The sequence below is a fragment of the Vibrio sp. RC586 genome (genome assembly GCF_000176715.1).
Taxonomy (GTDB): Bacteria; Pseudomonadota; Gammaproteobacteria; order Enterobacterales; family Vibrionaceae; genus Vibrio.
In genome coordinates, this window is sequence record NZ_ADBD01000006.1 from 16,900 (window position 1) to 32,426 (window position 15,527).

A 15,527-nucleotide genomic window follows, 5' to 3' on the forward strand; every position below is an offset into this window, starting at 1 on the left:
CACACAAACCGTAGTGCAATGCGTCGCCGCAGTGGTTTTGCAGTGGCTCCAGTTGCAAAAAAGACAGCAACAGCCCCCACGCTGGTTGAAAGAAATGCGTTGACCGCATCCCCCGAGACCAAAGTGGTTCAGGCAGCTTAATTGAAAAGCGCAGTAAAACCTGCGCTTTTTTCTTGTCTGCGAATTGGTATTACCCAACGCTTTTGATACCTTTAGCCACAAATCACTATAAAAATTGTGGAGAAAGTCATGAAATGCCATCGCGTAGAAGAACTACTGCAACTACTTGAGCCTGAGTGGCACAAAGATTCCGAACTCAACCTGATTCAATTTTTGCTTAAACTTGCCCAAGAAGCAGGCTATCAAGGCGCACTCGAAGAACTGACCGATGATGTCTTGATCTACCATCTAAAGATGCGTAATAGCGCGAAAGATGCCGTAATCCCTGGATTAAAGAAAGATTATGAGGATGATTTCAAAACCGCTATTTTGCGGGCGCGTGGCATCATTAAGTAAACGCTTCACGAATAAAGTACAGAAAAAAGTAAAAGCGGCGCCAGCCGCTTTTTTTATCAAGTCGTTAATAGGGTGAATAATTGTAAGGATAATTGTTGTTAAAGGTTGATTGCCTTAAAGAAATAAGTACGGGATTAACGCTATACTTATGACCTAAAAACCATCAGCCCCCTCACCATGTTTTATCACCGAGGGAAAGAGCAATGTATTTGAGTGTGAACAATAGAAATCACACCGAATGCCTGAAAAGGATAGTGTCATGAGTCAGGATAAAATCGATGTCAAAGATGTGACTCCTAAAGTATTTAACCCCAAAACCCATAAAGGCCAAGGTGGTGATCGCTTTAATCCCGGAAATCGCATCTATGTTCGAGAAAGTAAAGGAACTTACCAGAAGCTGCGTCGCTATGGCGGTTGGTTTCTGCTTCTGTTATTTGGATTGGTACCTTGGATCTCTTATGGCGATCGACAAGCCATCTTACTCGACATCGGGAACCAGCAATTCAACTTCTTTGGCACCACACTCTACCCACAAGATCTAACGCTGCTTGCGCTGCTGTTTATGATCGCGGCTTTTGGCCTATTTTTTATCACCACCTTTTTAGGCCGAGTCTGGTGCGGTTATCTCTGCCCGCAAACCGTGTGGACTTTTATGTACATCTGGTTTGAAGAAAAACTGGAAGGCAATGCCAACAAAAGACGCAAACAAGACAACAGCCCTATGACGGCAGAACTCGTTGTACGTAAGACTCTCAAACATCTAGCTTGGTTTGCCATTGCGCTAGTCACTGGGTTTACCTTCGTGGGCTATTTCGTCCCCGTCCGCGAACTCGTCATTGATTTCTTCACTTTTAACTCCACCTTTTGGCCGGTGTTTTGGGTGATGTTTTTTGCCATTTGCACTTATGCCAATGCTGGCTGGATGCGTTCGATCATGTGTATCCACATGTGCCCTTACGCTCGCTTCCAATCCGCTATGTTCGATAAAGACACCTTCATTGTTGGCTACAATACGGCACGTGGTGAACAACGCGGCCCGCGCCCTCGCAAAGCGGAGCCAAAAGAATTGGGGCTTGGAGACTGCATTGATTGTGATCTCTGCGTGCAAGTGTGTCCGACTGGCATCGATATTCGTGACGGCTTACAGTATGAATGCATTAACTGCGGCGCTTGCATCGATGCTTGTGACAACACCATGGAACGTATGGGCTACGAAAAAGGGCTCATTAACTACACCACCGAACATCGCCTTTCAGGCAAGCACACCAAGGTGCTACGCCCTAAACTGCTTGGCTATGGCGCAGTGTTCTTGGTGATGATTGGATTATTTTTTGCCCAAGTGGCCGCCGTGGATCCTGCTGGTCTATCCGTGCTGCGTGATCGTACCCAGCTCTTTAGAACCAACAGCTCAGGCGAAATTGAAAACACTTACAACTTAAAAGTGATCAATAAAACTCAGCAGCCACAAACATACCAACTTTCAGTGAAAGGGCTTGAGCAGGTCTCTTGGTACGGCAAACAAACCATCGTTGTCCAACCTGGTGAAGTGTTTAACCTACCCATGAGCCTTGGCGTCAAACCAGAAAATCTCAGCTCTGCGGTAGCAACAATTCAGTTTATACTGCACGATGAAAGCCACCAATTTACCCTTGAAGTCGAGAGCCGTTTTATTCAAAAGCTCTGACAACCACCAGCATGGTAAAGGGCTCAGTAATGAGCCCTTTTTATTCGATGACCCAAGCCACTTTTCACTTTGATGCTTTGACTCCTGACCTAATTTGGTACGCACTGGAAAGTATCGGTATTCGTGCTGAATCCGGTTTTTTACCACTCAACAGCTACGAAAACCGCGTTTACCAGTTTACCGATGAAGAACGCCGTCGCTTCGTGGTGAAGTTCTATCGCCCCCAGCGCTGGACTAACGAGCAGATCCAAGAAGAGCACGATTTCGCTTTAGAACTAGAGCAAGAAGAGATCCCAATCGTTCCGCCATTGAACATCAATGGAGCCACTCTGCATCACTACCAAGGCTACCGTTTCGCCCTGTTTACCAGCATGGGCGGCCGCCAATACGAAGTGGATAACGAAGAACACTTAGAATGGGTTGGTCGCTTCTTGGGTCGCATTCACAAAGTTGGAGCCAGTAAACCCTTTCTCCACCGCCCAACCCTGTCGTTGGATGAATACTTACACCAACCAAGACATACCTTGGAGTACAGTCACTGCATTCCTGCTCATCTGCAGCGGGTATTTTTTCACGATCTCGATATTTTGATTGCTGAAATCAAGCAGCATTGGGTACCCACCCAGCCTCAGATCCGTCTGCACGGAGACTGCCACCCCGGCAATATTTTATGGCGTGATGGCCCAACGTTTGTCGATCTGGATGACGCACGCAACGGCCCAGCAGTTCAGGATCTCTGGATGCTCTTACATGGTGATCGCCAAGAAAAACTGATTCAATTAGACATCGTTTTGGAAGGCTACCAAGAGTTTTGCGATTTTAATCCCCAACAATTGAAACTAATCGAGCCTTTACGTGGTCTACGCATGGTGCACTACATGGCATGGCTCGCAAAACGCTGGCAAGATCCGGCTTTCCCAATCGCATTTCCGTGGTTTAATGATGCGAAATACTGGGAAAATCAGATCCTCGCTTTTAAAGAGCAGATTGCTACTTTGCAAGAACCCCCGCTATCATTGCAGCCGCAATGGTAAGCCAACACAATAAATCCAATGGAGAAAGTCATGAAAAAGCTGTTTGCACTGGTTGCAACTCTGATGTTAAGCGTGTCAGCCTATGCGGCTCAATTTAAAGAAGGTGAACACTACCAAGTGTTAAAAACACCCGCCTCTTCTTCACCAGTCGTCAGTGAGTTTTTCTCATTCTACTGCCCGCACTGTAACACTTTCGAACCCATCATTGCTCAGTTGAAGCAGCAGTTGCCTGAAGGCGCGAAATTCCAGAAAAACCACGTCTCTTTCATGGGTGGTAACATGGGTCAAGCGATGAGCAAAGCGTACGCAACCATGATTGCTCTGGAAGTGGAAGATAAAATGGTGCCGGTGATGTTTAACCGCATCCACACTCTGCGTAAGCCACCGAAAGATGAACAAGAACTGCGCCAAATCTTCCTAGATGAAGGCGTTGATGCAGCGAAGTTTGATGCAGCCTACAACGGCTTTGCCGTGGATTCTATGGTGCGCCGTTTCGATAAACAGTTCCAAGATAGCGGCCTAACTGGTGTACCTGCCGTTGTTGTTAACAACCGTTATTTGGTACAAGGTCAGTCCGTCAAATCCCTCGACGAATATTTTGCTCTAGTAAACTACCTGCTGACGCTGAAGTAATCTCAACCCATGATTCGGTATTGAGAAAAAAGACGAAGGGAGCCAATGGATCCCTTCGCTTTATCAGCCTCTCAGTGCTAATCGACTTTGTAAATCTGCTCTAATCGCTGATCTTTACGCTGCCACACCTCGCTCAGCCAGAGCTGAAACTGACGCTTAAACTGTTTATCGTTGAAGTAATCACCTTGTACCTGTTCATCCACCGGTAGCAAATCAATGTGCACCACAATGCGCTGCATACGGCCCATCAATAAATCACGAAACGGTTGTTGACGGTTATCCGGATAGGCCAACGTCACATCAATAATATGCTCGAACTGCTCACCCATAGCGGCTAACGTGTAGGCAATACCACCGGTTTTCGGCTGCAATACATGCTGATAACCCACGCCGCTACGTTGCTGCTTCTGAGAATTAAAACGCGTCCCTTCCACATAATTCACGACAGTGGTAGGCACGGCGCGGAATTTTTCGCACGAACGGCGCGTCGTCGCTAAATCTTGGCCGCGTTTGTGCGGATGGCGCAGCAGATACTCACGCGAATAGCGGCGCATAAACGGCATATCCAGCGCCCAACACGCCATACCAATGAAAGGCACATACAGCAGTTGCTGCTTGAGGAAAAATTTCGGCATTGGAATGCGGTCTTTAAACACGCAGCACAGCACCACAATATCCGTCCAACTCAAGTGATTGGAAATCAGCAGATACCATCCCTGCTTAGTCAGGGTTTCACCGCCTTGAATATCCCATTCCACGCGGTTGGAAAGCTGCAAAACCCAAGCGTTCACACTCGCCCATGACCACATCACCCAATTCGCCGCTTGCGTGGTCTGCGCTTTCCATGCGGCTGACGGCAGCAAAAGTTTAATCAAAGCAATCAAGCAGATCAGCAGCGAATGAAAGGCCGAATTTAACACCACCACGGTCACATTCAGCGCAAGGAGCAAGTAAGCCAACATAGTTCTCAGTTCAAAGATGAGTAAAAAAACAGCGTGTGATTATACAAACTTGTCATCGTAATGAAACATGAACTCTGCAGGTCAGAGTACTAGACATTTTGCGCACTGAGTTGTTTGAGTAAGCGATCCATGGAGCGATAGCCCAACGCCTCAGCCAAATGTGGACGAGCGATCTGCGCTTCACCTTGCAAATCCGCTATGGTACGCGCCACTTTAATGATGCGATGGTAAGCCCGAATCGATAAACCCAAGCGGTGCAGCGCACTTTCCAAAAATTCCGCATCCGCTTTAAGCAAAGGGCAATACTGTTCAATTTCTCGGCTTTGCAGCAAGGCATTCACCTTGCCAGACCGTTCTAGCATTCGCGTTCGAGCAAGTAATACCCGTTGACGCACAGCGGCCGTCGATTCACCACGATCGCCACCATTGGCAAGCGTGCCTTTGGGTAACGCAGGGATCTCTATCGACATATCAAAGCGATCCAACAAGGGGCCAGAGAGCCGACTCAAATAGCGCAAAATACTCTGTGGATTAGCACGCGCCTGACTGCCTTCGTAATAACCCGTGGGGCTTGGATTTAACGCGCCGACTAATTGAAAACGTGCTGGAAAACGGGTTTTCCCCTGCGCACGAGAAATCACGATCTCGCCTGATTCCAGCGGTTCACGCAGAGAATCCAACACTTTGCGCTCAAACTCCGGCATTTCGTCCAAAAACAACAACCCATTATGGGCGAGAGAAATTTCACCGGGGCGCGGAATGGTGCCGCCACCGACTAAAGCCGCCATTGAGCTTGAATGGTGTGGCGCACGAAAAGGGCGCAATTTCCAGTTATGTTGGTTAATTTCTTGCTGCGTGAGGGACGCGATCGATGCTGTTTCCATCGCCTCTTCATCACTCATTTCTGGCAGTAAATCGCACAGGCGCGAAGCAAGCATGGTTTTACCCGTACCCGGAGGACCTAAAAACAACAGGTTATGGTTTCCTGCCGCAGCAATTTCTAACGCACGCTTACCCTGCTGCTGACCAATAATATCCTGCAAATCGCGGGTAGTTGGTATCTCCAACACACTTGGTACGCTTTGAAACAGCGACAGGTTCTGCTGACCACACAGATCGGCACACACTTCCAATAAGCTTTGCGCAGATTTATGCCGCTCACTCCCAACTAACGCCGCCTGATCACCATTACTGTGTGGCACCACTAAACAGCGATGGACTTGATTAGCGGCGAGGGCGGCAGGCAATACCCCTTTCACACCACGAATCTCACCCGATAGCGCCAGTTCACCGATAAATTCGTAACTTTCAAGCTTAGTTCGCGCAATTTGATCCGAGGCGGCCAAAATTCCGAGTGCAATTGGAAGATCGAAACGCCCTCCCTCTTTAGGCAGATCAGCAGGGGCTAAATTGACCGTAATGCGCTTCGCTGGAAACTCAAAGCGAGAATTGATGATCGCGCTGCGCACTCGATCGCGCGACTCTTTTACTGTGGTTTCCGGCAACCCAACTAAGGTAAACCCCGGCATTCCATTACTGATGTGAACCTCAACCGTGACCGGAGGTGCCTGCACACCAATACTGGCGCGGCTGTGAATGATCGCAAGTCCCATTGTATCCCTTAGTGTTTGATCAAAAAGCATTCAGTGCCAGAAGGTGTGGCGATAAAAAGCACAGAATGGGTTATATAGCGTGATGAGATAAAACGGGAATGTGAAAAAAGAATGAGTTTTTGCTTGTCATGTAACGAAGATGTGTGTTACCACTAGAACCGCAAACACATTGGTAAGATATTAGTTCAACCTTAACAACGAATTTACTATGAACTTGAACGCTCGCATCAACGCTCTAATTAACCTAATTATCGTGGTCATTCTAGTGACGACGTGGGGGCGAGTGGGCGAAAAATAAGTAACCGAATCCAAGAAACCCCCGCACTGAAAAGTCCGGGGGTTTTTTTACAACTCAGACAGACCAAAAAAAGCACATTCTGAATAAGTTACACCCAGCAACTGATGAATACCGAATCGGTAACCCTCAGTTGGGATAACTCCAGAATAAGCAGGAAGAATGGGAGCGGCACATGAAGTGCAAACACAACACACAGGAAGGCAGCGACACGTATTGTTGCCATAAGGAGGCACGATGACCGGAGCACAGTTAGTCGTTGCCGCATTAAAACAACAGGGCATCAAAACCGTTTTTGGTTACCCTGGTGGCGCTATCATGCCGATTTATGATGCGCTGTATGACGGAGGCGTTGAGCACATCCTCTGCCGCCATGAACAAGGTGCAGCCATGGCCGCAATTGGCATGGCGCGCTCAACTCAACAAGTCGCGGTGTGCATGGCCACTTCGGGCCCCGGAGCCACCAACTTGGTGACAGGTTTGGCTGATGCCTTTCTTGATTCCGTTCCTCTCGTCGCCATCACTGGGCAAGTTGCCAGCTCACACATAGGTACTGATGCGTTTCAAGAGATGGATGTGATCGGCATGTCGCTCTCTTGTACCAAACACAGCTACTTAGTCACCGACATCAACGAGCTTGCACCCACGTTAGCCGAAGCATTCGAAGTCGCAAAAACTGGTCGTCCCGGCCCAGTGCTGGTAGACATCGCCAAAGACGTACAGCTCGGCAAAGCGCCAGTCTCCGCTTTGCCAAGCTTTACCCCACCCGCCATGCCACATGTGGATGCAACGCAGCTAGCCAACGCACAAGCGCTGCTCACGCAAAGTAAGCGTCCGGTATTGTATGTGGGCGGCGGTGTACAACTGGCGAATGCCACAGACACAGTGCGTGAGTTTTTACGCCTCAACCCTATGCCTTCAGTGAGCACACTCAAAGGCTTAGGAACCATCGAGCGTCACGACCCACACTATCTCGGTATGCTGGGCATGCACGGCACCAAAGCCGCGAACTTGATCGTACAAGAGTGTGATTTACTGATCGCTGTTGGTGCGCGTTTCGATGACCGCGTGACAGGTAAACTCGATACTTTCGCGCCTCATGCCAAAGTGATCCATGTCGATATTGATGCGGCAGAGTTTAACAAACTGCGTCATGCCCATGCTGCACTGCGCGGTGATATCAACCTTATCCTGCCGCAGTTGGAATTGAGCCACGACATCTCCCCTTGGGTACATCATAGCGAGAGTCTGCGTAGTGGGTTCAAATGGCGCTACGATCATCCAGGCGACAACATCTTCGCACCACTGCTGCTCAAGCAACTGTCGGATATGATGCCGGACTCTTCGATTGTCTCAACCGATGTCGGTCAACACCAAATGTGGGCTGCGCAGCACATTCAGCCACGCGCACCACAGAACTTCATCTCATCCGCAGGTCTTGGCACCATGGGCTTTGGTTTACCGGCGGCAATGGGTGCTGCGGTTGCACGTCCAGACGATCAATCTATTCTGATCAGCGGTGATGGTTCTTTCATGATGAACGTGCAAGAGCTTGGTACGCTGAAGCGTCGCCAGATCCCCGTCAAAATGGTGCTGCTGGATAACCAACGTTTGGGCATGGTGCGCCAATGGCAGTCACTGTTTTTTGATGGTCGCCACAGCGAGACCATTTTGGATGACAACCCTGATTTCGTGATGTTGGCCAAAGCCTTCAACATCCCTGGCAAAACCATCAGCCGCAAAGAAGAAGTCGAGCCTGCACTGCGTGAAATGCTGGCTAGCAAGACCGCTTATCTGCTGCACGTGCTGATTGATGAAGAAGAGAACGTGTGGCCACTGGTGCCACCGGGCGCATCCAACACTGACATGCTTGAGAACACCTAGGGAGAGGCCACATGCAACGTTATCTACTCGATATTAAAGCGGACGATAAACCGGTTTTATTAGAGCGCGTTTTGCGCGTGACGCGTCATCGTGGATTTGTCATCAAGCAAGTCGCGGCAACCCAAAATCATGAAAGCAAAATCGCCAGCGTTGAGATCATTGTCGACAGTGACAGACCGATCACGACCCTGACCAATCAAATTGAAAAACTGTGGGATGTGCGTACTGTGGAAGTCACAGCGATCAGAAATGACGAGCTGCCCAATAACAACTTACAACAAAAGATTTGCGCATAAGGAAGGCAATCATGGCAACAAAAACTGCTGATTATATTTGGTTCAATGGCGAGATGATCCCATGGGCGAATGCGACCGTTCACGTACTCACCCATGCAATGCACTACGGCACTTCGGTGTTTGAAGGCGTTCGCTGCTACAACACTCCAAAAGGCCCTATCATCTTCCGCCATCGCGAACACGCGCAGCGCCTGCTTGATTCTGCCAAAATCTACCGCTTCCCAATCCCCTATTCGATTGAGACCATCATGGAAGCAACGCGCGAAACCTTACGCGTGAACAAACTCGATAACGCTTACATTCGCCCATTGGCGTATGTGGGTAACGTGGGTCTTGGCGTGTGTCCACCAGTCGGCACCGAAATGGATCTGATGATTGCCGCTTTCCCTTGGGGTGCTTACCTCGGTGAAGAAGCGCTAGAAAATGGCGTGGATGCCATGGTTTCAAGCTGGCATCGCGCTGCACCTAACACCATTCCAACCGCGGCAAAAGCGGGTGGTAACTACCTATCTTCTCTACTGGTTGGTGGTGAAGCACGTCGCCACGGTTACGCGGAAGGTATTGCGCTGAGTGTGGATGGTTATCTTTCTGAAGGTGCGGGCGAAAACATTTTCGTGGTGAAAAACGGCGTGATCCTGACGCCACCGACCACCAGCTCTATCCTGCCGGGTATCACCCGTGATTCGATCATGACGCTAGCGCGCGACATGGGTTATGAAGTGCGCGAAGCCAACATCTCCCGTGAAGCACTCTATCTGGCTGATGAGATTTTCATGACAGGTACCGCCGCCGAAGTGGTTCCAGTGCGTAGCGTGGATAAGATCACCGTGGGTGCAGGCAAACGCGGCCCAATCACCAAAGTGGTACAAGATGCTTACTTTGGCCTGTTCAAAGGCACCACGGAAGATAAGTGGGGCTGGTTGGATTACGTTTACCCAGAAGCGAAGTAAGGAGTTTCCATGCCTAAGTACCGTTCCGCCACCACCACACACGGACGTAACATGGCGGGTGCGCGCGCATTATGGCGCGCCACTGGCGTCAAAGAGGAAGATTTTGGTAAGCCGATCATTGCGGTGGTCAACTCCTTCACTCAATTTGTTCCCGGCCATGTGCATTTAAAAGATCTTGGCCAACTGGTTGCGCGCGAAATTGAAGCCGCTGGCGGTATTGCCAAAGAGTTCAACACCATTGCGGTCGATGACGGTATCGCTATGGGTCACGGTGGTATGCTCTACTCGCTGCCATCGCGTGAACTGATCGCCGATTCCGTCGAATACATGGTCAACGCGCACTGCGCCGATGCCATGGTGTGTATCTCCAACTGTGACAAAATCACTCCGGGAATGCTGATGGCGGCGATGCGCCTCAATATTCCGGCGATCTTCGTCTCTGGCGGCCCGATGGAAGCGGGGAAAACCAAGCTTTCTGACCAAATCATCAAGCTCGACTTGGTCGATGCCATGATGCAAGGCGCCGATCCAAAAGTATCGGATGCACAGAGTGAGCAGATCGAACGCTCAGCGTGTCCAACTTGCGGCTCTTGCTCGGGGATGTTTACCGCCAACTCGATGAACTGTTTGACCGAAGCGCTGGGTCTCTCTCAGCCGGGTAACGGCTCACTACTCGCCACTCATGCCGATCGCAAACAGCTATTTTTGAGCGCGGGGCAGCGCATTGTTGAGCTGACCAAACGCTACTACGAACAAGATGATGCTTCGGCTCTGCCACGCAATATTGCCAACAAAGCGGCGTTTGAAAACGCGATGGCACTGGACATTGCTATGGGTGGCTCCACCAACACGGTGTTACACCTGTTGGCAGCAGCGCAGGAAGGCGATGTTGAGTTTGATATGACCGATATCGATCGTATGTCTCGCCAAGTGCCACACTTATGTAAAGTCGCGCCTTCCACTCAGAAATACCATATGGAAGATGTGCACCGCGCCGGCGGTGTGATGGGGATTTTGGGTGAGCTGCAACGTGCAGGCCTACTCAACGATCAAACCCGTACCGTACTGGGCATTTCACTGCAAGAACAGCTTGCGCAATACGATGTGAAACAGAGCGAAAACCAAGCCGTACGTACTATGTTCCGCGCAGGTCCTGCGGGTATTCGCACCACCCAAGCTTTCTCGCAAGATTGTCGCTGGGATACGCTCGATGACGATCGCCAAGAGGGTTGTATCCGCGATAAAGCGCATGCTTACAGTCAAGATGGCGGCCTAGCTGTGCTGAAAGGCAACTTGGCGCTGGATGGCTGTATCGTAAAAACCGCTGGCGTGGATGAAAGTATCCTCAAATTCCGTGGCCCTGCCGTGGTATTTGAAAGTCAGGAAGATGCAGTCAGCGGCATTCTTGGCGGCCAAGTCAAAGCCGGCGATGTCGTGGTCATTCGTTATGAAGGTCCAAAAGGTGGCCCGGGCATGCAAGAGATGCTCTACCCAACCACGTACCTCAAATCGATGGGACTGGGTAAACAGTGCGCTCTGCTGACCGATGGTCGCTTCTCGGGTGGCACGTCCGGCTTGTCGATTGGTCACGCCTCTCCGGAAGCCGCGAATGGCGGTACGATTGGCTTGGTACGCAGTGGCGACAGCATCGCGATTGATATTCCAAACCGCTCGATCACGCTGGAAGTCAGCGAATCTGAGCTGGCGGCTCGCCGCGCTGAGCAAGATAAACTCGGCTGGAAACCAGTGGATCGCCAACGTACCGTTTCTTTGGCGCTTAAAGCCTATGCCAGCATGGCAACCAGTGCAGACAAAGGTGCAGTGCGCGATAAGTCCAAACTTGAGGGCTAAGCCATGGGATCAACCAATCAAACTGGCGCAGATTATCTGCGCCAGATCTTGCGCTCTCCGGTGTATGAGGTAGCCAACGTCACGCCACTGCAAACCATGCCGCGTCTTTCGGCGCGCATTGGTAACCAAGTGCAGATCAAACGTGAAGATCGCCAGCCAGTACACTCGTTTAAACTGCGCGGCGCTTACAACATGGTGTCGCACTTAACCGAAACACAAAAAGCCGCGGGCGTGATCGCCGCTTCCGCAGGCAACCACGCTCAGGGCATGGCACTGTCGGGGACGAAACTTGGCATCAAAACCACCATCGTCATGCCACGCACCACGCCAGACATTAAAGTTGAAGCGGTACGCGGATTTGGCGGCGAAGTGCTGCTGCATGGCAGCAATTTCGATGAAGCCAAAGCCGAAGCCGAACGTTTATCCAAAGAGCAAGGCTACACCTTTGTGCCTCCATTCGATCACCCTTTGGTGATCGCAGGTCAAGGCACGATTGGCATGGAAATGCTGCAACAAAATGGCCACTTGGATTACATTTTTGTGCCAGTTGGTGGCGGTGGTTTAGCGGCGGGAGTGGCGGTTCTGGTGAAACAGTTGATGCCGGAAATTCAAGTTATCGCGGTTGAACCAGAAGACTCTGCCTGTCTCAAAGCCGCCTTGGATGCGGGTAAACCTGTCGTACTGGATCAAGTCAGCATGTTTGCTGATGGGGTCGCAGTAAAACGAATTGGCGATGAAACCTTTCGCCTTTGCCAGCAGTACATTGATGGGCACGTGACGGTTTCCAGTGATGAAATCTGCGCTGCGGTGAAAGACATCTTTGAAGATACGCGCGCAATCGCTGAACCTTCTGGCGCATTGGCGCTGGCTGGGTTGAAAAAATTCGCCGAACAGCAACAGCTCAAAGGTAAGCAGTTAGGGACGGTACTTTCTGGTGCCAACACCAACTTCCACGGTTTGCGTTATGTTTCTGAACGCTGCGAACTGGGTGAAAAACGCGAAGGCTTACTCGCGGTGACCATTCCAGAGCGCAAAGGGGCGTTTTTCGACTTCTGCCAAATTATTGGTAACCGCGCCGTCACCGAATTTAACTACCGTTACAGTGACGACCAACTGGCCAATATTTTTGTCGGTGTGCGTTTAGTCGGCGGTCCAGAAGAGCTGAAATCCATCATTCACGAGCTGCGCCAATCCGGCTATCCGGTGCAAGATCTCTCCGATGATGAAATGGCCAAGCTGCATATTCGTTACATGATTGGCGGGCGTCCTTCCAAACCGCTGACCGAGCGTTTGTACAGCTTTGAGTTTCCTGAATACCCCGGTGCACTGCTCAAATTCTTGAGCATGCTCGGCACCCACTGGAACATCAGCTTGTTCAACTACCGCAACCACGGCGCAGACTACGGTCGCGTGCTGTGTGGCTTTGAACTGGATACACCAGATCTGGTGCGCTTTTCAGAGCATTTAGTTGAACTCGGTTATCGCTATAAAGATGAAACCGATAACCCTGCGTATCGTTTCTTCCTCGCCAAATAGTCTCCGCCCCACCTTGTTGTGGGGCTTTTGCTTGCATGACCGTAAAATGGTTTTCGCTCATCCACACTTCCAATCTTGTTGAAAAAACACTCATTCCATTCGTGCGTGATTCTTGGTAAAACTTGTTCTATATCCAGTCACCATCACCAATAGACTGGCATACTCCCCCACTTTCGCTTGGCTCTACCACTCGTCCCTGCCTTTAGTTAGAAAGGGATAAAACAGAGGGAAAATCTGTATGTTCAATGCGTTGCTACTTACTCAACAAGATAAAACCACCCACGCTACCGTCACCCAAATCCAAGAAGAACAACTGCCAGCTGGCAATGTGACAGTGGCGGTCGACTACTCTTCGCTCAATTACAAAGATGGCCTTGCTATTACTGGCAAAGGCAAAATTATCCGCGAATTTCCTATGGTTCCGGGGATTGATTTTGCAGGCACAGTGTTGGAATCGGCAGACGCGCGCTATCAAGTCGGAGATGCCGTGGTACTGACCGGATGGGGTGTGGGTGAAAATCATTGGGGTGGCATGGCGCAAAAAGCGCGATTGAATGCTGATTGGTTGGTGAAACTGCCACAAGGCTTAACCAGTCAGCAAGCCATGATGATTGGTACAGCAGGCTTTACTGCTATGCTGTGTGTGCAGGCACTGATTGACGGTGGCATCAAACCGGAAGATGGCGAAATTTTAGTGACCGGAGCGAGTGGTGGTGTGGGCTCAGTTACGGTGAGCTTGCTCGCACAACTCGGCTACCAAGTAGCTGCAGTGACCGGACGTGTAGCACAAAATGGCCCTCTTTTGGAACAACTCGGCGCCTCCCGCATTATTGATCGTCAAGAATTTACCGAAGCCTCCAGACCTCTCGAAAAACAGCTTTGGGTTGGTGCGGTAGATACCGTAGGCAGTAAAGTGTTGGCGAAAGTGCTGACACAAATGCACTACAATGGTGTAGTCGCTGCGTGTGGTCTGGCTGGTGGTTTTGATCTATCGACCACCGTAATGCCATTTATCCTGCGCAATGTGCGTTTACAGGGCGTTGACTCCGTCTCTTGCCCTATCGAGAAACGCCTTGCTGCATGGAAGAAGCTGGCGGAGTTGTTGCCTACAAGCTACTACGCTCAAGCGTGCCACGAAATCAGCTTGTCACAAGTACCAGAATACGCCGAAGCGATTACCAATGGCCAAGTGACAGGCCGCGTAGTCGTTAAACTCTAAGCTAAAACGTATTGATTCGAATGGAAAGAAACCCGTGCAGTTGGCGGGTTTCTCATTGTGAACCTTATCTGGTTATAAATAGCAGGCAAAAAAATCCCGCCTTTCAGCGGGGAAGCCCAAGAAAAATGGGGATAGTGTCGGAATGTAATTGAGCGTAGTCAGTGACGTGGGTTAACGATGTGGTTGTTGACTAGTATCTCGTTCGCTACGCATCTCAAGCCAAATACCGAATATGGAAGCGATGATACCGACCACTGGCATGAGCTGAGCTTGCGTGGTTTCTCCCAAGCCCAAAGCACACAAGGAAATAAAACACAAAACCGCATAGATGGTCAGTCTATCGAGTGTGGTTAACATCATTTCCTCACTTAACTTGTTACCAACTTGTTAATGAAGTTATAACAAAATGATCCTTTTGCCAAGCGATTATTGAATAATTTTTCTCCACCAGTATCATCTACGCCTTAATTGTGACACCCAACAGGTTTTAGCATGACTTTTAATCCGAGCATTGCCACGCACACCTTAGAAGCAGAAGGATTACGCTGCCCAGAACCCGTGATGATGGTAAGAAAAACCATCCGCACCATGCAGGAAGGTGAAGTGCTGTTAGTGAAAGCCGACGATCCTTCGACAACGCGTGATATTCCCAGTTTCTGCCGTTTTATGGATCACCAATTACTCGCGGCACAGACGGACCAACTGCCTTACCAGTACCTGATCAAAAAAGGTCTGGCGTAAAAACAAAAAAGACTGCCAAGGCAGTCTTTTTTCATCGCATTTATTTCACACTTCTTCGATGTTGCGAATCTCTGCTTGCAGCTTATGCAGCTGCTTTTTCATTTCACGCACTTCATTGTGCAGAGGAATGATATGCGCCACCCGGATCCATGATTCCACGGTTAATCCCGTCATCACAATGGCACCAATCACCATTGGCATCCACAGATCGGTTAATGTCATACCCAACAGCGTAAGCACTAAGCCAAAAGTGAATAAGTAACTTTGGCTTTTGGCACTCATTCCCATATAGCGTGTCAGCATAGTGATGTCC

The 15,527-nt window shown here is 49.9% G+C and carries 15 protein-coding genes; 11 read left to right on the forward strand and 4 right to left on the reverse strand.

The genetic code is table 11. The annotated features are described in order from the left end of the window. The first annotated feature begins 249 nt into the window (after positions 1-249). The 4 genes from VOA_RS14240 to VOA_RS14230 all read left to right on the forward strand — a co-directional run bounded on the left by VOA_RS14240 (position 250) and on the right by VOA_RS14230 (position 3,867). Positions 250-516, forward strand: coding sequence for a YihD family protein (locus VOA_RS14240; protein ID WP_000649657.1), 267 nt, complete (start codon positions 250-252; stop codon positions 514-516). A gap of 259 nt (positions 517-775) precedes the next feature. Further along, positions 776-2,200 (forward strand): cytochrome c oxidase accessory protein CcoG, encoded by a 1,425-nt coding sequence (ccoG, locus tag VOA_RS14235; RefSeq protein ID WP_000076146.1) that lies wholly within the window; start codon positions 776-778, stop codon positions 2,198-2,200. Between the two features lie 47 nt (positions 2,201-2,247). Then, positions 2,248-3,234 carry a serine/threonine protein kinase gene (locus VOA_RS0117320; RefSeq protein ID WP_000189624.1) on the forward strand — a complete coding sequence of 329 codons (987 nt, stop codon included), beginning with the start codon at positions 2,248-2,250 and terminating at the stop codon, positions 3,232-3,234. Between the two features lie 30 nt (positions 3,235-3,264). Next, entirely contained in the window at positions 3,265-3,867 is a 603-nt protein-coding gene (locus VOA_RS14230; RefSeq protein WP_000732284.1) for a thiol:disulfide interchange protein DsbA/DsbL, read from the forward strand. Between the two features lie 77 nt (positions 3,868-3,944). On the opposite strand, the gene VOA_RS14225 is transcribed toward VOA_RS14230, so the two are convergent. Together VOA_RS14225 and VOA_RS14220 are read right to left on the reverse strand one after the other, a co-directional pair. Beyond that, positions 3,945-4,829, reverse strand: a complete 885-nt coding sequence (locus VOA_RS14225; RefSeq protein ID WP_000881905.1) for an acyltransferase — start codon at positions 4,827-4,829, stop codon at positions 3,945-3,947. An 89-nt stretch (positions 4,830-4,918) separates the two neighbouring features. Continuing rightward, complete coding sequence (locus VOA_RS14220) at positions 4,919-6,442, reverse strand: YifB family Mg chelatase-like AAA ATPase (protein ID WP_000521797.1); 1,524 nt, start codon at positions 6,440-6,442, stop codon at positions 4,919-4,921. Positions 6,443-6,974: 532 nt separating this feature from the next. On the opposite strand from VOA_RS14220, the gene ilvG reads away from it, so the two are divergent. From ilvG to acuI, 6 genes are all read left to right on the forward strand, one after another. Further along, positions 6,975-8,621, forward strand: a complete 1,647-nt coding sequence (ilvG, locus tag VOA_RS14215) for an acetolactate synthase 2 catalytic subunit (protein ID WP_000145268.1) — start codon at positions 6,975-6,977, stop codon at positions 8,619-8,621. Positions 8,622-8,632: 11 nt separating this feature from the next. Beyond that, positions 8,633-8,917, forward strand: coding sequence for an acetolactate synthase 2 small subunit (gene ilvM, locus VOA_RS14210; protein WP_001190201.1), 285 nt, complete (start codon positions 8,633-8,635; stop codon positions 8,915-8,917). A gap of 11 nt (positions 8,918-8,928) precedes the next feature. Continuing rightward, the gene (gene ilvE / locus VOA_RS14205; protein ID WP_000202000.1) at positions 8,929-9,867 is read left to right on the forward strand and encodes a branched-chain-amino-acid transaminase; all 939 of its coding nucleotides are present in this window, start codon (positions 8,929-8,931) and stop codon (positions 9,865-9,867) included. Between the two features lie 9 nt (positions 9,868-9,876). Continuing rightward, positions 9,877-11,718, forward strand: a complete 1,842-nt coding sequence (gene ilvD / locus VOA_RS14200; RefSeq protein ID WP_001127453.1) for a dihydroxy-acid dehydratase — start codon at positions 9,877-9,879, stop codon at positions 11,716-11,718. A 3-nt stretch (positions 11,719-11,721) separates the two neighbouring features. Next, positions 11,722-13,254 (forward strand): threonine ammonia-lyase, biosynthetic, encoded by a 1,533-nt coding sequence (ilvA, locus tag VOA_RS14195; protein WP_000535925.1) that lies wholly within the window; start codon positions 11,722-11,724, stop codon positions 13,252-13,254. 238 nt (positions 13,255-13,492) lie between these two features. Beyond that, positions 13,493-14,473 (forward strand): acrylyl-CoA reductase (NADPH), encoded by a 981-nt coding sequence (acuI, locus tag VOA_RS14190; RefSeq protein ID WP_000481262.1) that lies wholly within the window; start codon positions 13,493-13,495, stop codon positions 14,471-14,473. A gap of 171 nt (positions 14,474-14,644) precedes the next feature. Here the strand turns inward: acuI and VOA_RS14185 are convergent, their stop codons facing one another. Further along, positions 14,645-14,830: a hypothetical protein gene (locus VOA_RS14185; protein ID WP_000958279.1), complete on the reverse strand. Its 186-nt coding sequence runs from the start codon at positions 14,828-14,830 to the stop codon at positions 14,645-14,647. Positions 14,831-14,965: 135 nt separating this feature from the next. On the opposite strand from VOA_RS14185, the gene tusA reads away from it, so the two are divergent. Further along, positions 14,966-15,214 carry a sulfurtransferase TusA gene (gene tusA, locus VOA_RS14180; RefSeq protein WP_000143769.1) on the forward strand — a complete coding sequence of 83 codons (249 nt, stop codon included), beginning with the start codon at positions 14,966-14,968 and terminating at the stop codon, positions 15,212-15,214. A gap of 45 nt (positions 15,215-15,259) precedes the next feature. On the opposite strand, the gene VOA_RS14175 is transcribed toward tusA, so the two are convergent. Next, positions 15,260-15,517: a hypothetical protein gene (locus VOA_RS14175; RefSeq protein WP_000957996.1), complete on the reverse strand. Its 258-nt coding sequence runs from the start codon at positions 15,515-15,517 to the stop codon at positions 15,260-15,262. Between the last annotated feature and the right edge of the window lie 10 nt (positions 15,518-15,527).